The organism is Kitasatospora griseola, assembly GCF_014648555.1.
Classification (GTDB): domain Bacteria; phylum Actinomycetota; class Actinomycetes; order Streptomycetales; family Streptomycetaceae; genus Kitasatospora; species Kitasatospora griseola.
The window spans coordinates 1-23,547 of sequence record NZ_BMRI01000052.1; the positions used below are offsets into that span (position 1 = coordinate 1).

Annotated in this window: 20 protein-coding genes; 8 read left to right on the forward strand and 12 right to left on the reverse strand. The window is 73.3% G+C overall.

Translation table 11 applies throughout. The features are described from left to right. Positions 1-594: 594 nt before the first annotated feature. Positions 595-1,599: a stage II sporulation protein M gene (locus tag IEZ12_RS34825; RefSeq protein ID WP_189278049.1), complete on the reverse strand. Its 1,005-nt coding sequence runs from the start codon at positions 1,597-1,599 to the stop codon at positions 595-597. 238 nt (positions 1,600-1,837) lie between these two features. On the opposite strand from IEZ12_RS34825, the gene IEZ12_RS34830 reads away from it, so the two are divergent. After that, positions 1,838-2,935 carry an RDD family protein gene (locus IEZ12_RS34830; protein WP_189278051.1) on the forward strand — a complete coding sequence of 366 codons (1,098 nt, stop codon included), beginning with the start codon at positions 1,838-1,840 and terminating at the stop codon, positions 2,933-2,935. 42 nt (positions 2,936-2,977) lie between these two features. Here IEZ12_RS34830 and IEZ12_RS34835 read toward each other — a convergent pair whose 3' ends face one another. Then, entirely contained in the window at positions 2,978-3,598 is a 621-nt protein-coding gene (locus tag IEZ12_RS34835; protein ID WP_189278053.1) for a hypothetical protein, read from the reverse strand. Between the two features lie 216 nt (positions 3,599-3,814). On the opposite strand from IEZ12_RS34835, the gene IEZ12_RS34840 reads away from it, so the two are divergent. Together IEZ12_RS34840 and IEZ12_RS34845 are read left to right on the forward strand one after the other, a co-directional pair. Continuing rightward, positions 3,815-4,327: a SigE family RNA polymerase sigma factor gene (locus IEZ12_RS34840; protein WP_189278056.1), complete on the forward strand. Its 513-nt coding sequence runs from the start codon at positions 3,815-3,817 to the stop codon at positions 4,325-4,327. Positions 4,328-4,374: 47 nt separating this feature from the next. Next, complete coding sequence (locus IEZ12_RS34845) at positions 4,375-5,310, forward strand: hypothetical protein (RefSeq protein ID WP_229848578.1); 936 nt, start codon at positions 4,375-4,377, stop codon at positions 5,308-5,310. 62 nt (positions 5,311-5,372) lie between these two features. On the opposite strand, the gene ahcY is transcribed toward IEZ12_RS34845, so the two are convergent. The 6 genes from ahcY to IEZ12_RS34875 form a co-directional block, all read right to left on the reverse strand. Beyond that, on the reverse strand, positions 5,373-6,821 hold the full coding sequence (gene ahcY / locus IEZ12_RS34850; protein WP_043914237.1) for an adenosylhomocysteinase: 1,449 nt from the start codon (positions 6,819-6,821) through the stop codon (positions 5,373-5,375). Positions 6,822-7,006: 185 nt separating this feature from the next. Next, a complete protein-coding gene (locus IEZ12_RS34855; protein ID WP_189278060.1) occupies positions 7,007-7,981 on the reverse strand; it encodes a cation diffusion facilitator family transporter in 975 nt (324 codons plus the stop codon). A gap of 68 nt (positions 7,982-8,049) precedes the next feature. After that, positions 8,050-9,216 carry an SIS domain-containing protein gene (locus tag IEZ12_RS34860; RefSeq protein ID WP_189278062.1) on the reverse strand — a complete coding sequence of 389 codons (1,167 nt, stop codon included), beginning with the start codon at positions 9,214-9,216 and terminating at the stop codon, positions 8,050-8,052. Between the two features lie 33 nt (positions 9,217-9,249). Continuing rightward, a complete protein-coding gene (locus tag IEZ12_RS34865; protein WP_043914240.1) occupies positions 9,250-9,432 on the reverse strand; it encodes a Trm112 family protein in 183 nt (60 codons plus the stop codon). Positions 9,433-9,556: 124 nt separating this feature from the next. Continuing rightward, entirely contained in the window at positions 9,557-10,945 is a 1,389-nt protein-coding gene (locus IEZ12_RS34870) for a phosphomannomutase/phosphoglucomutase (RefSeq protein ID WP_189278098.1), read from the reverse strand. A gap of 108 nt (positions 10,946-11,053) precedes the next feature. Next, positions 11,054-11,512, reverse strand: a complete 459-nt coding sequence (locus tag IEZ12_RS34875) for a DUF3499 domain-containing protein (protein ID WP_189278064.1) — start codon at positions 11,510-11,512, stop codon at positions 11,054-11,056. A gap of 34 nt (positions 11,513-11,546) precedes the next feature. Between IEZ12_RS34875 and IEZ12_RS34880 the strand changes: the two genes are divergently transcribed. After that, positions 11,547-11,993: a metallopeptidase family protein gene (locus tag IEZ12_RS34880; RefSeq protein WP_043914243.1), complete on the forward strand. Its 447-nt coding sequence runs from the start codon at positions 11,547-11,549 to the stop codon at positions 11,991-11,993. Positions 11,994-12,066: 73 nt separating this feature from the next. On the opposite strand, the gene IEZ12_RS34885 is transcribed toward IEZ12_RS34880, so the two are convergent. From IEZ12_RS34885 to IEZ12_RS34895, 3 genes are all read right to left on the reverse strand, one after another. Beyond that, positions 12,067-13,710 (reverse strand): DUF5719 family protein, encoded by a 1,644-nt coding sequence (locus tag IEZ12_RS34885; protein WP_189278066.1) that lies wholly within the window; start codon positions 13,708-13,710, stop codon positions 12,067-12,069. Between the two features lie 6 nt (positions 13,711-13,716). Next, entirely contained in the window at positions 13,717-17,580 is a 3,864-nt protein-coding gene (locus IEZ12_RS40285) for a glycosyltransferase family 2 protein (RefSeq protein WP_189278068.1), read from the reverse strand. A 195-nt stretch (positions 17,581-17,775) separates the two neighbouring features. Next, positions 17,776-18,048 (reverse strand): WhiB family transcriptional regulator, encoded by a 273-nt coding sequence (locus IEZ12_RS34895; protein ID WP_014136066.1) that lies wholly within the window; start codon positions 18,046-18,048, stop codon positions 17,776-17,778. A gap of 623 nt (positions 18,049-18,671) precedes the next feature. On the opposite strand from IEZ12_RS34895, the gene IEZ12_RS34900 reads away from it, so the two are divergent. The 3 genes from IEZ12_RS34900 to IEZ12_RS34910 are packed head-to-tail and all read left to right on the forward strand — an operon-like array spanning position 18,672 to position 21,552. Beyond that, positions 18,672-19,262, forward strand: a complete 591-nt coding sequence (locus IEZ12_RS34900) for a cysteine dioxygenase (protein ID WP_229848580.1) — start codon at positions 18,672-18,674, stop codon at positions 19,260-19,262. Positions 19,263-19,282: 20 nt separating this feature from the next. Further along, entirely contained in the window at positions 19,283-20,254 is a 972-nt protein-coding gene (gene cofD, locus IEZ12_RS34905; protein ID WP_189278070.1) for a 2-phospho-L-lactate transferase, read from the forward strand. Further along, a complete protein-coding gene (locus IEZ12_RS34910) occupies positions 20,251-21,552 on the forward strand; it encodes a coenzyme F420-0:L-glutamate ligase (RefSeq protein WP_189278072.1) in 1,302 nt (433 codons plus the stop codon). The genes cofD and IEZ12_RS34910 overlap by 4 nt, the downstream gene beginning before the upstream one ends. Before the next feature lie 140 nt (positions 21,553-21,692). On the opposite strand, the gene IEZ12_RS34915 is transcribed toward IEZ12_RS34910, so the two are convergent. Beyond that, complete coding sequence (locus IEZ12_RS34915; RefSeq protein WP_189278074.1) at positions 21,693-22,607, reverse strand: DNA-3-methyladenine glycosylase family protein; 915 nt, start codon at positions 22,605-22,607, stop codon at positions 21,693-21,695. A 119-nt stretch (positions 22,608-22,726) separates the two neighbouring features. Here IEZ12_RS34915 and IEZ12_RS34920 point away from each other — a divergent pair, with 119 nt between their 5' ends. Continuing rightward, positions 22,727-23,515, forward strand: coding sequence for a TIGR03089 family protein (locus IEZ12_RS34920; protein ID WP_189278076.1), 789 nt, complete (start codon positions 22,727-22,729; stop codon positions 23,513-23,515). Positions 23,516-23,547: the final 32 nt, after the last annotated feature.

The following is a 23,547-nucleotide window of genomic DNA, read 5'->3' on the forward strand; positions in this document are numbered from 1 at the left end:
TGTTAAGCACGCCGCCAGCGTTCGTCCTGAGCCAGGATCAAACTCTCCGTGAATGCTTCCACGAAAGAGCGGCACAGAAACCACCGGAATAAGGTGATCCTGCGCACTGCGTCCTCGCTAGTGATACTTCATAAAGGAATCTCCAACCGATCCAGTAGGATCGGCCGGGGATGTCAACATATCTGGCGTTGACTTTTGGCACGCTGTTGAGTTCTCAAGGAACGGACACTTCCTTCAGGCGGCCTTCCGACCGGCCCTCCGGGCGCTTCGTTCTTTCGTGTTTCCAGCTTATCAGAGGTTTTTCGCTCCGATTTTCGCTTCCCGCTGGAGTGGGAATTCCTTCGACTTCGCTACAGACCTTATCAAAGGTTCTGCGTTGCTCTGCTTCAGGATTTTCGCTGGAATTCGGTTCCGCACCCTTCCGGATGCTCACCTTGTCCCGGCGACTTCGTAGATTCTACGCTCGGGCGGACTGTATGTCCAACCGCCCAACCGTTCAAACCTACTGACCCGAAGAGATCAAGTCAATGGTCCCTCGGGGTGATCACCAGGCTACCAGGTTTGAAACGGCACCCGTGACCAGGCACGCCGTGGTCACGCGGCCATCGGCTGGTGGTCGGTGCGGTCGGCGGCCTCGACGTCGCCGAGCTCGCCGCGGGCCGCGGCGTGCTTGCCGAGGACGAGGGCGTAGACGAGGAAGAGGGCTTCGACGGTGAGGCCCATGCCGACCCGGAGCCAGGTGGGGAGGGCGGAGCCGCTGACGAAGCCTTCGATGATGCCGGTGACCAGGAGGACGGCGGTGAGGCCGATGACGGAGCCGATGACGGCGCGGCCTTCCTCGGCCAGGGCGACGGTGCGGGTGCGGGGGCCGGGGTCGATGACGGTCCAGCCGAGGCGGAGGCTGAGGCCGCCGGCGACGAAGACGGCGGTGAGTTCGAGCAGGCCGTGCGGGATGAGCAGGCCGAGGAAGAGGGGGAGGCGGCCGGCGGAGGCCATCAGTCCGAGGCCGACGCCGAGGTTCAGCATGTTGCTGAGCAGGATGAACACGACCGGAATGCCGAGCACGACCGCGCAGATCAGGCAGTAGGCGGCGACCCAGGCATTGTTGGTCCACACCTTGGCCGCGAAGTTCGCCGAGGGGTGGTCGGAGTAATAGGCCTCGTACTCACCGCCGGGCTTGGTGAGGTCGTTCAGGTGGTCGGGCGGCACGATGGCATTCCGGACGTCCGGGTTGGTGCCGATCCACCACGCGACCAGGGCGCTGAGGACGAAGAAGAGCAGGCCGATGGTCAGCCACCAGCGGCGGGAGCGGTACAGCGCGGCGGGGAAGCTGACGGTGAAGTAGCGGACGGCGTCGCGCCAGGACGAGCTGCGGGCGCCGGCGACGGCGTTGCGGCCGCGGACGACCAGTGCGGTCAGGCGTCCTTCCAGGCCCGCGTGCGGGGCGGAGGCCTGGACCTGGGCGAGGTGGCTGGTCGCGCGCTGGTAGAGGGTGATCAGCTCGTCGGACTCGGCGCCGGTGAGCCGGCGGCGGCCGCTGAGGGTCTCCAGCCGGTGCCATTCCGCCTGGTGGGCGGCGACGAAGACGTCCAGGTCCATTGCGGCTCTCTCCGGGTGCGCGGCGGGGCAGGACGGCGGGCACTGGTTGGTGTGCGGCCGGGGCGGTGCGGGGCTCAGCATGCCAGAGGCTGCGCGCGGTGTGTTGGGGGATATCGGTTGCGGTGCCCGGGGTTACCGGGTGGGGGTGCTCGGCCGTATGTTTGCCGCTGTTGATCGAGGGGTCGGGCTGCGCGACGTGGGTCGTCCGGCGGGCCCGGGAGCGGAACGGGTGGGTGGCGTGAGCGAGCTGGTGACCGGTGAGGCGGTCGTCCTGGGGCTGCGGACGGCGAGGTTGCCGTCGCGGGCCCTGGCCCGGCTGCTGGACGCGGTGGTGTACATGGCGGCGTACTTCTTCGTCTCGCTCGCGGTGGTCCTCGGACTGTCGTCGATCGAGGGGGCGGCGGGGGACGCGTTCGTCATCGCGCTGATGGTGTTCTTCACGGTGCTGCTGCCGGTGATGGTGGAGACGCTGTCGCACGGCCGGTCGCTGGGGAAGATGGCGCTGGGGCTGCGGGTGGTGCGGACGGACGGCGGGCCGATCCGGTTCCGGCACGCCCTGGTGCGCGGTCTGGTGGGGGTGATCGACTTCGGCCTGATGGCGATGCCGGCCGTGGTGGTGTCGCTGTTCTCGGAGCAGGGTCGCCGGCTGGGCGACATCTTCGCGGGGACGCTGGTGATCCGGGAACGGCTGCCGCAGAGCGCCCGCAGCCACGGCGCGGTGCCGCCGGTGCCGCCGCACGTGATGCACATGCTGGGGGCCGACCTGGTGGCGCTGGACCTGTCCGCCGTGCCGGACGGGCTGTGGCTCTCGATGCGCCAACTACTGGGCCGGATGAATGAGTTGGACCAGCCGGTGGCGGCGGGTCTGGCGGACCGGCTGGCCGCGGACCTGGCCGCTCGGATCGGCTGGCCGGTGCCGCACGGCCTGCCGTCGATGGTGTACCTGGGCGCGGTGACGATGGAGCGCCAGCGCCGCGAGTGGGAGCGGGCGGCTTCGGCGTACGGTGCGCCCGCACACGGTGTCCCGACGCACGCGGGGCCGGCGCAGGCGGCGCCGATGTACCTGTCGGTGCCGACGCAGGCCGGCCCGGCGCCGGCCGCTCCGCCGCAGCAGCCGAACGGGAAGCCGGTGCGCGTGCTCGGCGTCCCGCAGCCGGAGCAGGCACCGCAGCCGCAGCCCGCCGTGGTCGCGCCGCCGGCCCCGGCCGCTCCCCCGGCTCCGGTCGTCCAGGCGGCTCCGGTGATGCAGCCCGAGCCGGTCGTCCAGCCGGCCCCGGTTGCTCCCGTGATGCCGTCGCAGCCGCCGGCGGGCGGGGGGTTCGCGCCTCCCGCGTGAGCGACGTGGGCGAGTAGGGGGCGAGGCAGCTGAACGGGGGTGTCAGCGGCGGGGGTTGGGCGGGCTTTCGAGTTCTTCGAGGTCGATGCCGGGGGCGGCGAGCAGCACGTCCCCGGTGAGGTGGACGTCGCGGACCTCGCCGGTTTCGAGGTCGGTGACGCGGTAGTGCTCGACGGGGAGCGGGCCGGTGTCGGTGGGGTGGTCCTCGACGGTGAGCAGCTGCCAGCTCTGGTCGAGGGTGCGGGGGGCGAGGGCCTGGCCGGTGAAGGAGACCAGGCGGATCCGGGTGCTGGCGCCGGGGTCGAGGTCGAGCAGCCGGGCGGTGGCGATCAGGAACGCGGGCGAGTCGCCGGTGAAGGCGTGTGCCCGGTCCGTCCCCTCGGTGGCGTCGGTGTCCGTGGCGGGGTCGGTGGCGGCCCGGACCCAGTGCACGCCGTCGAGCGCGCCGCCGCGCACCTGCCAGCCGCCGCTGCGGAGTTCGACGCGGATCGGGCGGTGCCGGGCGTCGAGGGTGAGGTCGGTGGTGCCGAGGACCGTGCCGTCGGGGCGGTAGCTCTTGGCGACGTAGCGCCAGCCGGCGGGGCCGGGGGCGCACTGGAAGCGCTCCTCGCCGAGCGGTGTTCCGTCGTGCGGGTCGTGGAGGGAGTAGCGGCCGTTCGGCATGGGGGAAAGCCTACGTAATCCGCCGCGCGGGCCGGGCGGGGTGGGGCGGCTGGAGCGCGGACGTGCTGCCGTCGGCGTCCGCCGTCCGGTGATCGGCTGTTCGGTACGGGCGGGAATCCTGCGGGATCCGCCGTGCAACCTTCTCCGCGCCCGGCCGCATCAGGGGGTCGGCGGCGCGTTCGTGCCGCGGGTTCAGGGGGAGGAGGGGCACCGGAGATGGCGGAGCTGACGCGGGACGAGGAGTTCACCGCGTTCGTGGCCTCCAGGGCGGTCTGGTTGCGCAGGGTCGCGTACTTGCTGTGCGCGGACTGGCATCGTGCGGACGACCTGGTGCAGGAGGCGGTCACCAAGCTGTATCTGCACTGGGGGCGGGTGAGCCGGGCGGACAACCCGGACGGGTATGCCCGGACGGTGCTGGTGAACGTGTTCCTGGCGGAGCAGCGCACGGCGTGGTGGCGGCGGTCCAGGCCGGCCGCGCAGCCGCCGGAGCGGGCGGTGCCGGAGGCTGCGGACCTGGCGGTGTCACTGGACCTGCAGAAGGCGCTGGCGGCCCTGCCGCCGCGGCAACGGGCGACCGTGGTGCTGCGCTACTACTGCGATCTGACGGTCGAACAGACGGCGGCCGCACTGGGCTGCTCCAACGGCAATGTGAAGAGCCAGAGTTCGCGGGCGCTGGAGGCGCTGCGACGTTCGGCGGCTCTGCGGCAGCAGGGGAGGTCGGAGGCATGACCGGGGAGTGGGAAGCGGAGCTGTCGTCGCGACTGGAGGAGTTGGTGATGTCTGCTGAGCACTCGGCCCCGGCGCCGACGGTGGATGCGGGGTCGGCGCTGCGCCGGGGCCGGAAGGTGCGGCGGCGACGCCTGGCGGTGGCGACGGCCGGGGTGGCGGCGGTGCTGCTGGGTTCGCTGACGGTGGGCCTGCTGCAGGGCGGCGGCCCCGCTCCGGTGCAGCCGGCGGTTCCGACGCCGGTCGACAGGTCTCCGTTGACGTTGGGGGCGCGGTTCGGGTGGCTGCCGGAGTCGACGGTCACGCTCGAGTCGGAGTGGAGCACCACCACGTCGTTGCAGACGGCGGTCTCCAAGGAGAACGGCCTGCTGCAGCTGATCGGGTCCGACTCGGAGGTGGATCCGTGGTCGACGGCGTCCCGCTCTCCGGGCGACGAGTCCCAGAGCCGGGAGGCCGCGCCGAAGGTGAACGGCCGGGACGCGTACTGGGTTTCGGTCCAGGGCATGCCGACCAGGATCGAGCTGAGGTTCCGGGGGTCGGACGGGCGCTGGCTGACGTTGGTGGACATGGCGATGCCGGGCGTGGACAGGCCGGCGATGCTGCGCGTCGCGGCGGCGGTGCAGTCGGGCGCCTACAAGGTGCAGGTGCCGGTCTCGCTGGATTCGTCGACGCCCGTGTCGGACCTGAACCACGTCATCTTCCGCCGGTCGGTGGGCGGCCCGGACACCTGGGAGCTGAGCCTGCAGATGCGGGTGCGGGACAACGCGATGGCGGAGATCGAGGCGGGCACGGGCAGCGCTCCCACCGATCAGGCGCGGGCCCGGCAGTGCGCGCACGGGGAAGGAATGTGGTGGTGCGCCGAGCCGGCCCCGCTCAACCTGGGCGCGGCGGTGACGGAGGGCGATGTGAAGACCTGGTTCGACCGGCTGACGGCGCACAGCCCGGACGAGTCGACCTGGCGCCCGTTGGTGCTGCCGCCGCACTGAACGCGCCGGTGCCCGGCACCCCCTGCGAACGGGGGTGCCGGGCACCGGCGGTCGGCGCTGCGTCAGTAGCGGTACTGCTCCGCCTTGTACGGGCCCTCGACCGGGACGCCGATGTAGTCGGCCTGCTCCTGGGTGAGGGTGGTGAGCTTGACGCCGAGGGCGTCGAGGTGGAGGCGGGCGACCTTCTCGTCCAGGTGCTTCGGCAGGACGTAGACGCCGACCGGGTACTGCTCGGTCTTGGCGAACAGCTCGATCTGCGCGATGGTCTGGTTCGCGAAGGAGTTGGACATCACGAAGGACGGGTGGCCGGTCGCGTTGCCGAGGTTCAGCAGGCGGCCCTCGGAGAGGACGATGATGGTCTTGCCGTCCTCCTTGCGCCACTCGTGGACCTGCGGCTTGATCTCGGTCTTCACCACGCCGGGGAGCTTGGCGAGGCCGGCCATGTCGATCTCGTTGTCGAAGTGGCCGATGTTGCCGACGATGGCCTGGTGCTTCATCCGGGCCATGTGGGAGGCCATGATGATGTCCTTGTTGCCGGTCGTGGTGACGAAGATGTCGCCGAGCTCGACGATCTCGTCCAGCGTGGTGACCTGGTAGCCGTCCATCGCGGCCTGCAGGGCGCAGATCGGGTCGATCTCGGTGACGATGACGCGCGCGCCCTGGCCGCGCAGCGACTCGGCGCAGCCCTTGCCGACGTCGCCGTAGCCGCAGACGACCGCGACCTTGCCGCCGATGAGGACGTCGGTGGCGCGGTTGATGCCGTCGATCAGCGAGTGGCGGCAGCCGTACTTGTTGTCGAACTTCGACTTGGTGACCGAGTCGTTGACGTTGATGGCCGGGAACAGCAGCTTGCCGTCGCGGTGCATCTCGTACAGGCGGTGGACGCCGGTGGTGGTCTCCTCGGTGACGCCCTTGATGGTGGCGGCGACCTCGGTCCACTTCTGCGGGGTCTCGACCAGGGTGCGGTTGAGCAGCTCCAGGATGATCCGGAACTCGTCGTTGTCCGCGGTGTCGGGCGACGGCGCGGCGCCGGCCTTCTCGAACTCGACGCCCTTGTGGATCAGCAGGGTGGCGTCACCGCCGTCGTCCAGGATCATGTTGGGGGTCTGGCCGTTCGGCCAGGTGAGCGCCTGCTCGGTGCACCACCAGTACTCCTCCAGGGTCTCGCCCTTCCAGGCGAAGACCGGGACGCCCTGCGGGTCCTCGGGGGTGCCGTTCGGGCCGACCGCGATGGCGGCGGCGGCGTGGTCCTGGGTGGAGAAGATGTTGCAGGAGCACCAGCGGACCTCGGCGCCCAGGGCGGTGAGGGTCTCGATCAGCACGGCGGTCTGCACGGTCATGTGCAGCGAGCCGGTGATCCGGGCGCCGGCCAGCGGCTGGGACTCGGCGTACTCGGCGCGGATCGCCATCAGGCCGGGCATCTCGTGCTCGGCGAGCTGGATCTCCTTGCGGCCGAACGGGGCCAGGGAGAGGTCGGCGACCTTGTAGTCGCCGGCGGGCTGGGTGGACATGCGAACTCCTCGCTGCATGGGCCTGGTTACGGGTGTGCTGAGCGGCAGAGGGGCACGGTGGCGACCCTCTGCTGCGGCACAATCCGTCGGAGGACCTCTCTCCCTCGACCGGAGCGGGCTCCGATCGACCGCCATCAGCAGCGACGTTTGGCACTGCCGACGAATCTACACCGATCGGGCGCGGGTCAGTGGGCGTTCGGGCCGGGACCGCCCGGCGTGGCATCGGCGTCGGGGCCGGCGAGCGCCTTCTCCTCGGACCAGATGTCGGGCTCCAGGTAGATGGCGCGGGCGATCGGCACGGCCTTGCGGACCCGGACCTCGGCCCGGTCGATCGCCTCGGCGACCACGGCGGCGCTGTCCTCCGCGTTGACGCCGATCTTCGCGGCGACCAGCAGTTCCTCGGGGCCGACGTGCAGGGTGCGCATGTGGATCACGCCGGTGACGGTGTCGTGGTCGACCAGCGCTTCGCGGATCTTCGTCACCACCTCGGCGTCGGCGGACTCGCCGATCAGCAGCGACTTGGTCTCCAGCGCCAGCACCAGCGCGATGACCACCAGCAGCAGGCCGATGCACAGGGTGCCGATGCCGTCCCACACCGCGTCCCCGGTGACGACGGTCAGGCTGACGCCGAGCAGCGCCAGCAGCAGGCCGACCAGCGCGCCGCTGTCCTCCAGCAGCACCACGGGCAGCTCGGGGGCCTTGGCGCGGCGGATGTAGGACGCCCAGCCGTGCTTGCCCTTGGCCTTGGACGCCTCGCGGAACGCGGTGAGGAAGGACCAGCCCTCCAGCAGGATGGCGAACACCAGCACGCCGACCGGCCAGTACCAGTTCTCCAGCTCGTGCGGGTGGGTGATCTTCTCGTAGCCCTCGTAGATGGCGAACATGCCGCCGAGGCTGAACAGCACGATGGAGACCAGGAACCCGTACACGTACCGCTCGCGGCCGTACCCGAACGGGTGCTCCTCGGTGGCGGCGCGCTTGGAGCGCTTGCCGCCGACCAGCAGCAGCACCTGGTTGCCGGAGTCCGCCAGTGAGTGCACGCCCTCGGCGAGCATCGACGACGAGCCGGAGAACGCGAACGCCACGAACTTGCTGACCGCGATGCCGAGGTTCGCGGACAGTGCCGCCACCAGAGCCTTGGTGCCGCCTTCGGTACTCAACCCGGTACTTCCCTCCGCAGCGGGCCCGGACTTTGCCGGGCCTTGGTTGACGAGGGGACGATACCGTGTCAGTTCCGGGTGGCCAGGCCCAGGTAGACGGCGGCGAAGTCGGTCAGGCCGATCAGCTCGGCGAGCGCCTGCAGCGGGTCCTCCAGGCTGGAGGCGTGCTCGGTGATCCGCACCTCGTGGGCGGCCGCCAGGCGGCGGGCCCGGGCCACCGGCCAGGTCGGCTCCTCCAGCTCGGCGACGCCCGGGGTGTGACGGAGCATCAGCACCTGGAGCTGCAGCGGCACCGGCTCGTCGACCCGGTCGCGGAAGAAGTCGTCGGGGTCGGCCCCGGCGCCGAGCCGGCCGTTGAACATGCCGCGGTGCGCGGTCAGCGCCTGCGGGAGGCGGGCGGTCAGCGCGGGCAGGCCGGCCCGGTCGGCGAGGGCGGCGGCGAACCGCTCCCCCACGGCCGCGGCCGCGGCCCCGTCGGACCACAGCAGCGGGACGGTCTCGGCGAGGTGGCCGGCCAGTGTCTTGGCCGGGTTGTCGTACGCCTGGGCGTCGGGGCGGCAGCGCACCGCCACCTCGTCCAGCCGGTCGGCGGCGGCCTCCAGCGAGCCGGGGGCGAGCGGGGCCACGCCGATCCGGTCGGCCAGGGTGAGCAGCGGGGCGAGCACCGCCCACAGCGCGGCCGGGTCCTCGGCGGGCAGGTCGGGTTCGGCGTCGGCGCCGTCGGGCTCCACCGCACTCGGCTCGAACGGCAGCGGCAGGCCGCGCACCTGGAGGGCGGCCTCGGCCAGCTCCGAGCCGTCGGGGGCGATCACCGCGATCGCGCAGCCGCGGGTGTAGGCCTGCTCGGCGAGGTTGATCATCCCGCCTTCGCGGCCGCCCGCGCTGGCCAGCACCACCAGGTCCAACGGGCCGGCCCAGCCGGGCAGCTGCCAGGACTCGCCGTCGGTGAAGGCGGGCCCGGCGGGGCGCGCGTCGGACGGCGGCAGCGGCCACACCTGGCAGTTGGGCACCGCCAGCGCGGCCAGCACCGCGGCCGCCGTCAGCACTCCGCCGTGCCCGGCGACCAGCACCGCGCGCGGGCGCCCCTCCGGGTTCAGCGCGTTGACGCCGGCCGCGTCGGCCCGGCGCAGCGCGACCCGGATCCGGGCGCCCGCCCCGGCCAGGGCCAGCAGTTCACGTCGGCGGTCGGCGCGCTGCAGGGCGGCCGGGTCGTCCAGCAGGGAGTCGTCGAACATGGCGGCTGGCCTCCAGCGACTGGCGGGGCAGGGTCAGGACGGGCGGCGGGCCTCGTCCACCAGCAGGACCGGGATGCCGTCGCGCACCGGGTACACCAGGCCGCAGCCCTCACCGGTGCAGCGCAGCTCGTGGGTCTCGCCCTCGATCTCCTCGGCGAGCGGTGCACGGCACTCCGGGCAGACCAGGATCTCCAGCAGGAAGGACGGCAGGCTCATGGTGGTCGGGCTCCGGTCTGTGGGCTGTCGCGGTACGGATGGCCGGTGACACAGCAGTACCCCGGCCGGTGGCAACCCTACCGGCCGGGGCACTCGAAAAGTCAGCGGCAGGCTGACCCGGCGGTCAGGCCCGCACGATGGCCAGCACGCCGTCCCGCAGCTCCGCCATCTTCGCCGGGTCCTTGGCCTCGGCGTTCAGGCGCAGCAGCGGCTCGGTGTTGGAGGCGCGCAGGTTGAACCACCAGTCCGGGCCGGCCACGGTGAGGCCGTCCAGCTCGTCGACGGTGACGCCCTCCAGGCCGGCGTAGGCGGCGCGGACCTTCTCGGTGGCGGCGGCCTGGTCGGCGACGGTGGAGTTGATCTCGCCGGAGGCGGCGTACCGGTTGTACTGCTCGGTCAGCGCGGACAGCGGCGCCTGCTGCCCGCCGAGGGCGGCCAGCACGTGCAGGGCGGCCAGCATGCCGGTGTCGGCGCGCCAGAAGTCGCGGAAGTAGTAGTGCGCGGAGTGCTCGCCGCCGAACACCGCGTCGGTGACGGCCATCTCCTGCTTGATGAAGGAGTGGCCGACCCGGGTGCGGACCGGGATGCCGCCGAGGTCACGGACGACCTCGGGGACGGTCCAGGAGGTGATCAGGTTGTGGATGATCGTCGGGTTGGCCTCGCCGGCGGCCTGGGCGCGGGCGATCTCGCGCTCGGCGACCAGGGCGGTGATCGCGGACGGGGAGACCGGGTCGCCGTTCTCGTCGATCACGAAGCAGCGGTCGGCGTCGCCGTCGAAGGCCAGGCCGAGGTCGGCGCCGACCTCGCGGACCTTGGCCTGCAGGTCGACCAGGTTGGCCGGGTCCAGCGGGTTGGCCTCGTGGTTGGGGAAGGTGCCGTCGAGCTCGAAGTACATCGGGACGACGTCCAGCGGCAGGCCGTCGAACACGGTGGGCACGGTGTGGCCGCCCATGCCGTTGCCGGCGTCGACGGCGACCTTCAGCGGGCGGATCGCGGTCAGGTCGACCAGCTTGCGCAGGTGCGCCGCGTAGCCGTCCAGGGTCTCCTTGGCGGACAGCGTGCCGACGGTGGCGTCGGACGCGGGGACGTGCACCTTGCCGTCCTCGTCGAGCCACGACTCGACCAGCTCGCGGACGTCGGACAGGCCGGTGTCCTGGCCGACCGGGGCGGCGCCGGCCCGGCACAGCTTGATGCCGTTGTACTGGGCGGGGTTGTGCGAGGCGGTGAACATCGCGCCGGGCAGGTCCAGGCTGCCGCTGGCGAAGTACAGCTGGTCGGTCGAGCACAGGCCGATCTCGACCACGTCGGCGCCGCGGGAGGCGGCGCCCTCGGCGAACGCGCGGGACAGCGAGGGCGAGGACGGGCGCATGTCGTGACCGACGACGATCGCGCTGCCGCCGACCACCTCGACGAACGCCGCACCGAAGGCGTACGCCAGCGACTCGTCCCACTGGTCCGGCACGACGCCCCGGACGTCGTACGCCTTCACAAGCTGCTTGAGGTCCCGCACCAGAATGCTCCCGTGTGTGTGCTGCGATGTGCTGCGCGCCTGCCGGACGCGTCGTCCGAGCCGCAGAGGGGCAGCGTACCCGGCCCGGGGAACGCAGAGGTGTCGGCCGGTTCAGCTGTCCGGGGAGCGCAGCACCCGCAGGTGGCCGCGGCGGCCCGACTCGCCGTCCGGCGGGGTGCCCTGACGCGTCGTCCGCTCCTGCGGACGGGCGGCCTCGCGCACCGCGTTGGCCAGCGCCTCCAGGTCGTCGCTGCTGCGCCGCAGCGGCCCGGCCTCGGCGGCCAGCCGGACCACCTCCCAGCCGCGCGGGGCGGTGAGGCGCTCGGCGTGTTCGGCGCACAGGTCGTAACAGTGCGGTTCGGCGTACGTCGCCAGCGGGCCGAGCACTGCGGTGGAGTCCGCGTAGACGTACGTCAGCGTCGCCACGGCCGGACGGCCGCACGCGGTCCGCGAACAACGACGTACAGAGCTCACGAGGGTGGACGGTACCGCAAGTGGGACCGGGCCGCGAAGACCCGCCCCCGGCGCGCGTGTCCCGGAGCCGTCACGCGCCGTGCTCGGGTGGTCCACTTCCGGGCATCCAGGGACTACGCTCGACACTGCTATGGAGAGCTCGACACCCTCGTCACCCCCCGGTCCCGGCCGCCGCAGGCACCGCGACCGGCACGGCCGCGGCCTGCGCGGGCCGCTGGCCCCGCCGCAGGTGCCCATTTCGCTGACCCGGTCCGAGCTCTTCGACGACTACGTCCGGGAGTCGATGGAACGGCTGGTGCGCCGCTGGCCGCAGCTGGAGGACGTGGAGTTCGCCGTCCTGGAGGTCCCGCTGCCGGTCAAGGGCGAGCCGGAGCCGGACGGGGTGCCGCTCGGCCGGGTGATCCCGGGCGCGAAGGGGCGGCGCAGCCGGATCCTGGTCTACCGGCGGCCGGTGGAGATCCGCGCCAAGTCGAAGGAGGACCGGGCCGCGCTGGTCCACGAGATCCTGATCGAGCAGGTCGCGGAGCTGCTGGGGCTGTCGCCGGACGCGATCGACCCGCGGTACGGCGAGGAGTAGGCGCTCCCGGCCAGGCCTTCCCGACGGGGCCTTCCCGACCGGGGCCGCGGGGCCCCGGCCGGTGCGTGCCGCGCTACTTGAGCACCACTCCGGCGTCGCCGGCGACCTGCGGCACCTGGACGGTGGCGCGGTCGTCGCGCAGCTGCTGGGTGGTGAAGGTGGGAACGTCCCGGGCGCCGATGGACAGCTGACGGGCCGCCAGCACCGGGCCGCCACTGAGGGTCTCCACGGTGATCGCGTAGGGCCCGTTCACGCCGGCCGGGTCGATGCCGTCCACGGTGACGGTGGTGCCCGCCGGAACGGCCACCTCCTTGCTCGCCGGGGCTCCGCCGCTCGCGCCGGCCGAGGAGGTGACCCGGACCTTCGCGTCCGCGTCGGTGGCGGTCAGCAGCAGGGCGGTCTGCCCGGCCCGGTTGTCGGCGATCGAGGCCCGGGTGCCGACGGGGGCGCCGCCGGCCAGCCAGGCGGCCTCGGTCTTGCCCTTGTTCTCCCGGTCGACCCGCAGTCCGGCGACGACGGGCGTGGCGTGGGCGGGGTCGGACGGGGTGAGCCGGATCGCGCTGGCGCCCTCCCGGGACTCCGCCGCGAACTGGAAGTCCAGGGTGGCGGTCATGCCGGCCTTGACGTGGATGGTCTCCTTGTTGGCGGGCGTGAACCAGCCGTTCTTGCCGGACAGCTGGACCTTCAGGTCGGCGTCGTCCGGGGAGTCGGTGGCGACCACCAGGTGGGCGGTGGTGACGTCCGCGGGGATGCCGGGGATGGTGACGGAGGCGGCCGGGTCCGCCGACGGCTCCAGCCAGTCGGCGCCCTTGGCGCCGTCGCGGGCGTGCACGCCGACGCCGACCCGGCCGCTGCGGGCGACCACGTGGACGGCGAGGTCGCCGACCTGGCCCTTGGTGAGCCCGCTGAGCAGGACCTGCTGCGAGGTGCCGGGGGCGACCGCGAGGCCGGTGGCCAGGTCGTTCTCGATCAGGCCCTTGTCGCCGTACATCCGCAGGTCGACCACGGCGGGCAGGCTGTCGGCGTTGACCAGGGTGACGTAGTCGTACCGGTCGGCGGCGGTGCTGGCGCCGGCGAACCAGAAGCTGGTGCCGGACGGCGCGCAGCGGATGCCGGACAGCGCCGCGGAGCCCTGCTCGGAGGTGGTGGTCTGGGTGGCGGTGAAGCCGGGGGCGAGGTTGCCGGTGGCGATCGCGAAGGTGCCGGGGGCGCTGTCGTTGTTGGCGGCCGGACCGCTGACCGGGACGCCGGGCTTGGCCAGCGTGACGCGGCCGTCGAGCACCGGCCCGGCGGGCTTGGCGGGGCCGCCCGACGGCGCGTCGGACGGCTGGCCGGAGGCGCTCGCGGCGGGCCGGACGGGGCTCTGCGCGGCCAGCACGTTGTCGGGCGTGACGTCGCCGAGCAGGCCGGTGCCCGCGCTGCCGGCGCCGCCCTCGGGGCTGAACAGCGTCAGGGCGGTCGAGCCGACCGCGCCCTGCAGCGGCGGCGGGCAGACCAGTGCGGTGCGCTCCACCTGCGTGGTGGTGCGCTTGCCGGCCTCGCCCGCCGCCGGGGCGGCGGGCGCGCGCAGCTCGGCGATGCCGAACACCAGGCCGAGCACGGCGGCTCCGGCGAGCAGCGACTGGCCGGTGCGGCTGCCGCCCTTCACCGCGCTCAGGTCGGGCGCCTTCAGCTTCGGGGCCTTCAGCTTGGGAGCTTTCAGGGTGGGCTTCTTCATCGCGGGTCAGCTCCCCGTCCCGGGCTGCTGCGGGTGGTGGCCGCCGCCGTAGGGGTCGTTGGGGTCGTAGTAGGTGGTGGGCTGCTGCTGCTCGGGCAGCCAGGCCTGCTGCTGCCCGTCCTGCTGCTGCGGGTAGCCGGCGGCGTACGGGTCGGTCCAGCCCTGGGCGGGCGGGGTGTCGTAGCCGTAGCCGGGCTGCTGCCCGTACTGGTCGTACGTCTCGGGCTGCTGGGGCGCGCCGACCGGCTGCTGCTGGGTGTAGTCGTAGCCGTAGCCGTCGGACTGGTAGCCCTGCTGCTGGTACGGGTCCGCCTGGTAGGGATCGGCCTGGTACGGGTCCGCCTGGTACGGGTCGGCGAACGGCTCGGGCTCGGCCCGGTAGGCCGGGGCGGGCTCGGGTTCGCCGGCCTGCTGGGCCGGGACGCCGGCGGTGTAGACGCCCGGCTCGGCCTGCGGGTCGTCGCCGTCGCCGCCCTCGCCGCGTTCGGCGAGCCGGCGGGCCCGGCGGCTGCCGGGCGCGGGGGCCTGGGCCTGCGCGGCGGCGGCCAGCGCCTGGGCGGCGACCACCTCCTCCGGCAGGTCGTCGTCGTTGTGGTTGCGCCGGCCGGGCAGCGCGAGCACCAGCACGACCACGCCGAGCGCGAGCTGCGCCCAGGCCCAGCCGGTGTGCAGCAGGCCGCCGGTGCGGGTGACGTCCAGTCGGCCGCCCTCGGCGGGCAGCTGGAAGCCCTGCGCCCAGCCGTCCAGGGTGACGGCCTTGAGCGGCTTGCCGTCCAGGGTGGCCTGCCAGCCGGAATCGGCCTGTTCGGCGAGCCGCAGCTGCCGGTCGGCCGGGCCGGCCGGGATGGTGGTCCAGATGTCGTGGGCGCCGGACGGGACGACCACCGGGACGGCGCCGGGGCTGACGATCTGGGCCCGGCTGCCGGGGACGGCGGAGACCTGCCAGAGGCCGATGCCGTGGTCGAGGCTGAGCCGGATCACGCCCGGCGTGGTGTCGAGGACGTCCCGGACCTTGCCGATCACCGGGTCCTTGACCTGGATGTAGCTGACGCCGTACCCGGCCAGCGTGCGGGCCAGGTCGCCGCCGGAACCGGCCAGCAGCTTGGCGGTGACCTGGCCGAGCTGCTGATCGGCGGCCGCGTCCACGGTGCCCTCGGCCTGACCGGTGGTCAGGCCGGCGCCGCGGACCAGCGCGTAGCGGATGGCAGTGCCGTCGGCGTCGCCGGTGACCATCAGGGTGCGGGAGCGGTCGGTGGTGTCGCCGGCCTCCGCGATGAACGCCGGGACCTGCGCGGCCGTGTCGCGCCGCAGCGGGCCGTCGGCGCCGACGATCGCCCACCAGGCGGCGGTGCCGACCGGGGCGAGCACGGCGAAGGCCAGCACCAGCGCGGCGACCGGCTGCCGCCAGCCGAACGCGATGCCGGAGACCCGGGCGTTGGCGCCGTCCGCTCCGATCGCGGCGGCGGCCAGCAGCGCGACGCCGGCCAGCAGGGTGGCCGGGCCGGCCCAGGCGGCGGTGTCGGACCCGCCGGAGGCGGGGGTGACGGTGGTGCCGGCCACCACGACCGAGAAGACCAGTCCGGCGGCGGCCGCGCCCCAGGCGGCGAGCACCGCGCGGCGGCGGTCGGCGCGCAGCAGCGCGGCGAGCGCGGACAGCACCACGCCGGCCGACAGCCACACCGGCGGGACGCCGGCGCCGCCGGGGTTGACCAGCACCAGGCCGAGCGGGTCCGCGGCGGGGCCGCTGAAGCCGGGGACGCCGGCCTCCAGCAGCAGCCGGGACGGGTGCGTGAGGACCTCGATCGACCAGGGCGCGAGCACCAGCACGGGCACGCCGAGGATCACCGCGACCCGCAGGCCGAGCAGCCGCACCGCCTGCACGCCGGAGCCGAACGCGCCGCCGCGGACCACCGCGTGGACCAGCGCGGCCAGGCACAGCGGCACCGCTATGGCCCAGACGAGCGGGACGAACGCGGTGATGACGGTGAGCATCAGCACGGTCATCCAGGCGGAGCGCCAGCCGGGGCGGGCGCCCTTGGCGGCGGTCTCCTTGCGGATGCCGAGACCGGCGGTGATCGCGGCGGCGCGGGCCAGCGGGGGCAGCAGCACGGCGAGCACCGCGGTGCCGATCCGGCCCTGGGCGAGCGCGCCGGTGGCGGCGGGCAGCAGCGCGTAGGTGGCGCTGGCCCAGGCGCGGACCAGCTTGGAGGCGATCAGCGGCCGGGAGACCAGGTAGGCGCTGACCGCGGCGAGCGGCACGGACAGCACCACGATCAGGGTGAGCGCCAGGTCGGCGTGGCCGAACAGCAGCCAGGAGAGGACGGCCAGCACGCCGAGGTAGGGCGGGGCGGTGGCGGTGGAGCCGGTGCCGACGGGGTGCCAGGGATCGGCGAACATGTTCCACAGCCCGGCCGCGCCGTCGCCCGCGGGCAGCAGCGCGCCGCCCTGCAGGAAGCCGGAGCCGATCAGGTTGCGGCAGGCGACCAGCGCGAACAGCAGCAGCGCGGCGAACAGCACCGGGGCGGGTCGGCGCACCAACTTCTTGAGCAGCGCGAACTGTTCGACCACCAGGTCGTCGGTGTCGTCCTCGCCGGGGCCGGACTCGACGGAGCCGTGCCGGCCCGCGCCGGCGTCGTCGCCGCCGCCGATGCCGAGCGAGCCGACCACGTTCTCGACGGCCAGCCGGACGGTGGCGCCGGGCGCGGGGAACAGCGTCCGGTCGTCCAGCGAGTCGACCGAGCGGGTCTTGCGGCGGCGCGCCCGGGCGGCCATCAGCCGTGGCAGGCGCAGCAGTTCGTGGCCGAGGCCGGCGATCTCGTCGTAGGCCTGCCGGGGGTCCTTGCCGACCAGGCTGGCGATCACCCGCGTGATGGTGCCGAGGATCAGCCGGAGCAGGACGTACGGGAACAACGCGCCCTTGGAGTTGGCGAGCAGGGTGTAGACGGCGCCGGCCTTGTCGACCCGGTGCGGGTGGGCGGGGCCGCAGTCGATGGCGCGACGTTCGCGGCTGGCGGCCTCGGCGTGCCGGAGCACCGCGTCGGGGGCGACCACCACCCGGTGGCCGGCCGCGTTGACCCGCCAGCAGAAGTCGGTGTCGTCGCGCATCAGCGGCAACGCCTTGTCGAATCCGCCGAGTTCCTCGAACACGTCGCGGCGGACCAGCATGCCGGCGGTGGAGACGGCGAGCACCGGGCGGACCTGGTCGTGCTGACCCTGGTCCTGCTCGCGGCGGTCGAGTCCGGTCCAACGGCGGCCGGAGCGGGCGATGCTGACGCCGACTTCGAGCAGCTGCCTGCGGTCGTACCAGGAGCGGAGCTTGGGGCCGACCACGGCGGCGGTCGGGGTGGAGTCGGCGACCTGGAGCAGTCGGCGCAGGGCGTCGGTCTGCGGTTCGCAGTCGTCGTGCAGCAGCCAGAGCCATTCGACCGGCCGGGTCTCGCGCGGTCCGCCGCGGCCGAGGTCGTCCTCGTGGGCGAGCGGGTCGCCGAAGTCGTCCCAGCCGCCGGTGACCGGGTCGTACCCGGACGGGTCGAGGCTGTAGGTGAGGTCCTCGGGGCGCAGCGGCGGGCTGTTGAAGACGGCTTCGCCGACGGCGCGGCCGAAGCCGACCCGGCGGCCGAGGATCTGCGGGCCGCTGTCGGGGAGCCAGTCGCCGAGGGTGTCGGCGAGCAGCTGCGGGGAGTTGTCGGTGGAGCCGGTGTCGACGGCGAGGATGCGCTGGACCTGCCGGTCCTGGCCGAGCAGCCCGGCGAGTGCCTGGGGCAGCCAGCGGGCGCCGTCGTGCGAGACGATCACCGCGGTGACCAGATGGCGCGGATAGGCGGGTGGCCTGGCAGCGGAGAAGCCGCTCTGGTGGCTGTAGACGGTCATCAGGTGCGCGGACCACCGGTTCGGGTTTGACGGCAGATGACGCACCACACTAACGGCTCCGGGTGGCCCGGTTGTCCCGGGTGGTGTGAAGAGACGGTGCAACGGGTATCTGCGCTGCCGGCCCGGCTGTTGCGGACATGCGAAAGCGCCCCACCTGATGGTGGGGCGCCGGCACGGGTGAGGTCTGCGGGGAGGTCAGACCGCGCTCTTCTTCAGTCGGCGGCGTTCGCGCTCGGAGAGCCCGCCCCAGATGCCGAACCGCTCGTCGTTGGCGAGGGCGTACTCCAGGCATTCGGCGCGGACCTCGCACGCCAGGCAGACCTTCTTGGCCTCCCGGGTGGATCCGCCCTTCTCGGGGAAGAACGACTCGGGGTCGGTCTGGGCGCACAACGCGCGCTCCTGCCAGCCGAGTTCCTCTTCGTCTTCCTCGATGCCCTCACCGATCAACAGCTCAAAGAGCTCGCTCATTCTGGCGCGCCTCCTCTGCCCCTCTTGGCGTCCCCGTGGTGTTGCCGTTGCCGGTGCGGCGGAACGACACGAGAGAAATTACAGTTGCGTCACTCTGGCCCAGTCAAGCCGAGCTCTGGTATTGGGCCAAGGATTCACTCCCCGGAACCAAGCCACTACGAATAGTGTACATATCCGGACAACCTGGACATCCCACCGGGTTCCTGACCTGCCGTCAGTCCGTCCGATCACACCCGGCCGCGCCGGTCCAGGGCGATCTCACGGCGTCTGTTCCCCATGATCTTCCCATCCAAACCTGAATGGGCGTTTATCACCCCATCCGGTGGTTCCAGGACGATGTGACCCGAATGTCCGACCTGGCTCCTTGACACTGGAGGGTCGGTTGCGGTCTGCTTGCCCGCATGTCCGAGTTCCCGGCCCTCTTCTCCGACCGGCGCCGCCAGGCGCTCCTCGGCACTGCCGCGAACTCCTCGTGTTGTTGCCGCTGTCTCCGCTGTATCTAGGCGCCCGCGTCCCACCGCGCGCCGCCCCCGGAACAGAGGCCGACCGCGCGACAGTCCCCCTGAACGCTCTCGCGGATCCGGCTGATCCTTGCCCGCAGCCGAACCCGAGGACGTCACCCCGTGCGAATGCCCCGCCTCCGCAAGCGCAACCGCGACCGCAAGCAGCTGCCCCTCCCCCGGCCCGCCGCGGCCCCGCGCTGGACGGACGGCCTGAGCGACGTGTCCATCGCGGGCGACCCGACGGCCTTCCCGCACCTGGCCCGCACCGACCTGCCCGGCCACCCCACCACCGTCGCCGGCTACGCCCGGCTGGTGCGGGAGATCGCCGCCGACCGCGCCCGCTGGGAGCCGCTGGTCCGCTACGACGCGCTGACCCGCTGGTACGCCCGGCTGGAGACCGGCCCCGGCTACGAGGTGTGGCTGCTCAGCTGGCTGCCCGGCCAGTCCAGCGGCTTCCACGACCACGGCCCCTCGGCGGGCGTGATGACGGTCCTTCAGGGCGAGCTCACCGAACGCGCGTTGACGGCCGACGGCGAGGGCTCGCGCGCCCTGGGCCCCGGCGGCGTACGGGTGTTCGCCACCGGCCACCTGCACGAGATGGTCAACGCCGCGCTGGAGCCCGCCGTCTCCGTCCACCTGTACACGCCCGGCCTGGTCGAGATGAACCAGTACCCGGCCGCCACTCGGCGGGACCGTCACCGGGTGCACTGACGCGCTGGCAGGATGAAGCCATGCGAATCACTGCACTGGCGGGTGGAATCGGCGGGGCCAGGTTCCTGCGCGGACTGCGGGCGGCGGTCTCGCCCTCCGACGAGATCACCGTGATCGGGAACACCGGCGACGACATCCACCTGTACGGGCTCAAGGTCTGCCCCGACCTGGACACCGTGATGTACACCCTCGGCGACGGCATCCACGAGGAGCAGGGCTGGGGCCGCCGCGACGAGACCTGGTCGATCAAGGAGGAGATGAAGGCCTACGGCGTCGGCCCCGAGTGGTTCGGGCTCGGCGACCGGGACTTCGCCACCCACCTCGTCCGCACCCAGATGATCGACGCCGGCTACCCGCTGTCCGCCGTCACCGAGGCGCTGTGCATCCGCTGGAAGCCGGGCGTGCGGCTGCTGCCGATGAGCGACGACCGGGTGGAGACGCACGTCCGGATCACCGACGCGGACGGACCGCGGGTGGTGCACTTCCAGGAGTACTGGGTGCGGCTGCACGCCGCGGTCGACGCCGAGGCGATCATCCCGGTCGGCGCGGACGCCGCGAGGCCCGCGCCCGGCGTGCTGGAGGCCATCGGCGGGGCCGACCTCGTCCTGCTGCCGCCGTCGAACCCGGTGGTGTCGATCGGCAGCATCCTCGCCGTCCCCGGCATCCGGGAGGCGGTGGCCGGCGCGAGCGCCCCCGTGGTGGGCCTGTCCCCCATCGTCGGCGGCGCGCCCGTGCGCGGCATGGCCGACAAGGTGCTCGCCGCCATCGGCGTGGAGACCTCCGCCGCCGCCGTCGCCGAGCACTACGGCTCGCGCGCCTCCGGCGGGCTGCTGGACGGCTGGCTGGTCGACACCTCGGACGCCGCCGCCGTCGCCGCGGTGGAGGCCGCCGGGATCGCCTGCCGGGCCGTGCCGCTGCTGATGACCGACCTCGACGCCACCGCCGAGATGGCCCGCGCCGCCCTGGAGTTGGCCGCCGAGGTCGCCAAGTGACCGCCGACGGGCTGCGGTTGCTCCCCGTCACCGGGCTGCCGGAGATCGCTGCGGGCGACGACCTCGCCGAACTGATCGCCAAGGCCGGCGAGTTCGAGGACGGCGACATCCTGGTGGTCACCTCCAAGGTGGTCTCCAAGGCCGAGGGCCGGCTGGTGCACGCCGAGGACCGCGAAGCCGCGATCGACGCCGAGACCGTTCGGGTGGTCGCCCGGCGCGGCCGGGCCCGGATCGTCGAGAACCGCAACGGCCTGGTGATGGCCGCCGCGGGCGTCGACGCGTCCAACACCGCCCCCGGCACCGTCCTGCTGCTGCCCGTCGACCCGGACGCGTCCGCGCGCCGCCTTCGGGCCCGGCTCCAGGAACTGACCGGCCGTCGGCTCGCCGTCCTGGTCACCGACACCTTCGGGCGGCCCTGGCGCAACGGGCTCACCGACGTGGCCATCGGCGCCGCCGGACTGTCGGCCCTGGAGGACCACCGCGGCCGGACCGACAGCCACGGCAACCAGCTGCACCTGACCGTCACCGCCACCGCCGACGAACTCGCCGCCGCCGCCGACCTGGTGAAGGGCAAGGCCACCGGCACACCCGTCGCCGTCGTCCGCGGGCTGCCCCACCTGGTCACCGCGCAGGACGGGGACGGGGCCGCGACGATGATCCGCCCCGCGGCCGAGGACATGTTCCGGCTGGGCACCTCGGAGGCGATCCGGGAGGCCGTCACGCTGCGGCGGACGGTCCGCAGCTTCACCGACGAACCGGTGGACGGCGACGCGGTCCGCCGCGCCGTCGCCGCGGCGGTGACCGCCCCGGCCCCGCACCACACCACTCCGTGGCGGTTCGTGCTGCTCGAAACCGCGGAGAGCCGGACCCGGCTCCTGGACGCGATGCTCGGCGCCTGGCAGCGCGACCTGCGGGAGCTCGACGGCTGGCCCGAGGAGCGCATCGCACGGCGCACCGCCCGTGGCGAAGTGCTGCGCGGCGCACCGTACTTGGTGATCCCCTGCCTGGTGATGGACGGGTCGCACGACTACCCCGACGAGCGGCGGGCCGGCGCGGAGCGGGAGATGTTCACGGTCGCGATCGGGGCCGCCGTCCAGAACCTGCTGGTCACCCTCACCGGCGAGGGGTACGGCTCCGCGTGGGTGTCCTCGACGATGTTCTGCCGCGAGACCGTCCGCGACGTCCTCGACCTCCCGCCGACCTGGGACCCGATGGGCGCGATCGCCGTGGGCCGCCCGGCGGACGCGCCGAAGGAGCGTCAGGCGCGGACGGCGGACGATTTTTTGACGGTCAGGTAGAGAGAACATGGGAACGGCGGGGCGGAGTCAAGGACGGGGACCAGAAACGGCGGAACGCAAAGCGCCCTGTTGACCCTCCGCAGACTTGGCCCCGCCGTTCCCCGGGCCCCTTGATGCGCACCCCCGGCCCCTGAAAGGACTCACCTGCTCCTGTGGTCGTTCGGGGTCAGCCGCGGCCCGTACTTCGGGGGGCGGGCGCCCGTGAGGGGGAGGATGCGGCAGAGGCGGTGGCGGTGGGGCCGGTAGGGCTCCAGGAGGGTGAGCATCTGGGCGTCGTCGCTGCGGGGGCGGCCGGCGAGGGCCCAGCCGACGATGTTGGGGAGGTGGAAGTCGCCGACCGAGACCGCGTCGGGGTCGCCGTTGCTGCGCTGCAGGGTTTCCGCGGCGGTCCAGGCGCCGATGCCGGGGACGGCGGTGAGGCGGGCGAAGGCGTCGGCGGAGGGCATGGCGGACGCGGCTTCGAGCTTCGCGGCGAGGCGGACGGCGCGTTGGACGGTGGCGGAGCGTTTGGGGTCGACGCCGGCCCGGTGCCAGGCCCAGCTGGGGACGAGGGACCAGTCGCGGGCGGAGGGCGCGACCCGCATGCCGAGGTCGGCGGCGGGGCCGGGGGCGGGGGCGCCGTGGTCGCGGAGCAGGGTGCGCCAGGCGCGGTAGGCCTCGCCGGTGGTGACTTTCTGCTCCAGGATGGCAGGCACGAGGGATTCCAGGACCAGGCCGGTGCGGGTCAACCGGAGTCCGGGGCAGGCGCGTTGGGCGTCGCGGAGCGGCCCGGGCGGGAGGACGAGTCCGGCCGGGTCGTCCTCGGCGCCGAGCAGGGCGGGGAGCTGCCGGAGCAGCCAGTCCGCACCGGGACCCCACGCGGTGGCGGCCAGCTCGTCGCGGTCGGGCCGGATGCGCAGGGTGCCGGGGCCGTCGGGGGTGCGGGAGGCGCGCCAGACGGTGCCGTCGGGGTCGCGGCGGAAGGCGGGGTCGCCGGTGCCGCGTTGCAGCGGGTAGAGGGTGCGGCCGAGGTCGAGGGGGTAGCCGGGCCGCCACTGTCGGGTCAGCTCTGGCATCGGGGTTCCTCGGGGGTGTGCGGGTGGCGGGCGCGTCTGCGAGGGTAACGCGGCGGAGCGGGTGGACGGGCGGGCACCCTCCCGTCGGGCCGGGCGCAGGACGTAGGCTGGGGCGCACCATGACTGCGCCTTTCGCTGCCGACGCCCGCACCCCCGCCGAGCTGCTGCAGGCCTACCTGCGCGCCGGGGCCGGTGCCGATCCGTCCCGCCCTCTGGTGACCTTCTACGACGACTCGACCGGGGAACGGGTGGAGTTGTCGGCGAAGACTTTCGACAACTGGGTGGCGAAGACGGCCAACCTGTTGCAGGACGAGCTGAACGCCTCGCCGGACGACCGGGCGGCGCTGCTGCTGCCGGCGCACTGGCAGAGTGCGGTGTGGCTGCTGGCGTGCTGGTCGGTGGGTGTGGTCGCGGTGCCGGCCGGTGAGCCGAAGGACGCGGATCTGGTGGTGTCGGGTCCGGACGGCCTGGCCGCGGCGCAGGAGTGCCCCGGGGAGCGGGTGGCGCTGGCGCTGCGTCCGCTGGGCGGCCGGTTCCCGCAGCGGCCGGACGGGTTCCTGGACTACGCGGCGGAGGTGCCCGGGCAGGGCGACCGGTTCGCCCCGTACTCGCCGGTGGATCCGCAGGCGGTGGCGCTGGAGACCGCGGTGGACGGGCTGGCGTTGACGCTGACGGGCGAGCAGACGGTGGCGCTGGCCCGGGAGGGTGCGGCCCGGCTGGGTCTGGACAGCGGGAGCCGCGTGCTGTCGACGCTGTCCTTCGACGACTGGGCGGGGCTGGAGGCGGGTCTGCTGGCGCCGCTGGCGGCCGGGGCGTCGGTCGTGCTGTGCCGGAACTCCGGCGAGTTGACGGATCGTCAGTGGCAGCAGCGGATCGAATCCGAACGAGTGACACTGCGTCTCGGCTGAGCGTTCAGGCCCTGTGCGGCGCGCTTCGCCCG

Coding starts and splice junctions, on each gene's coding strand:
- IEZ12_RS34825 (WP_189278049.1), bottom strand. CDS start 1,599: ATGGACCTGGACGTCTTCGTCGCCGCCCACCAGGCGGAATGGCACCGG.
- IEZ12_RS34835 (WP_189278053.1), bottom strand. CDS start 3,598: ATGCCGAACGGCCGCTACTCCCTCCACGACCCGCACGACGGAACACCG.
- IEZ12_RS34840 (WP_189278056.1), top strand. CDS start 3,815: ATGGCGGAGCTGACGCGGGACGAGGAGTTCACCGCGTTCGTGGCCTCC.
- IEZ12_RS34845 (WP_229848578.1), top strand. CDS start 4,375: ATGTCTGCTGAGCACTCGGCCCCGGCGCCGACGGTGGATGCGGGGTCG.
- ahcY (WP_043914237.1), bottom strand. CDS start 6,821: ATGTCCACCCAGCCCGCCGGCGACTACAAGGTCGCCGACCTCTCCCTG.
- IEZ12_RS34860 (WP_189278062.1), bottom strand. CDS start 9,216: ATGTTCGACGACTCCCTGCTGGACGACCCGGCCGCCCTGCAGCGCGCC.
- IEZ12_RS34865 (WP_043914240.1), bottom strand. CDS start 9,432: ATGAGCCTGCCGTCCTTCCTGCTGGAGATCCTGGTCTGCCCGGAGTGC.
- IEZ12_RS34880 (WP_043914243.1), top strand. CDS start 11,547: ATGGAGAGCTCGACACCCTCGTCACCCCCCGGTCCCGGCCGCCGCAGG.
- IEZ12_RS34885 (WP_189278066.1), bottom strand. CDS start 13,710: ATGAAGAAGCCCACCCTGAAAGCTCCCAAGCTGAAGGCCCCGAAGCTG.
- IEZ12_RS40285 (WP_189278068.1), bottom strand. CDS start 17,580: ATGACCGTCTACAGCCACCAGAGCGGCTTCTCCGCTGCCAGGCCACCC.
- IEZ12_RS34895 (WP_014136066.1), bottom strand. CDS start 18,048: ATGAGCGAGCTCTTTGAGCTGTTGATCGGTGAGGGCATCGAGGAAGAC.
- cofD (WP_189278070.1), top strand. CDS start 19,283: ATGCGAATCACTGCACTGGCGGGTGGAATCGGCGGGGCCAGGTTCCTG.
- IEZ12_RS34915 (WP_189278074.1), bottom strand. CDS start 22,607: ATGCCAGAGCTGACCCGACAGTGGCGGCCCGGCTACCCCCTCGACCTC.
- IEZ12_RS34920 (WP_189278076.1), top strand. CDS start 22,727: ATGACTGCGCCTTTCGCTGCCGACGCCCGCACCCCCGCCGAGCTGCTG.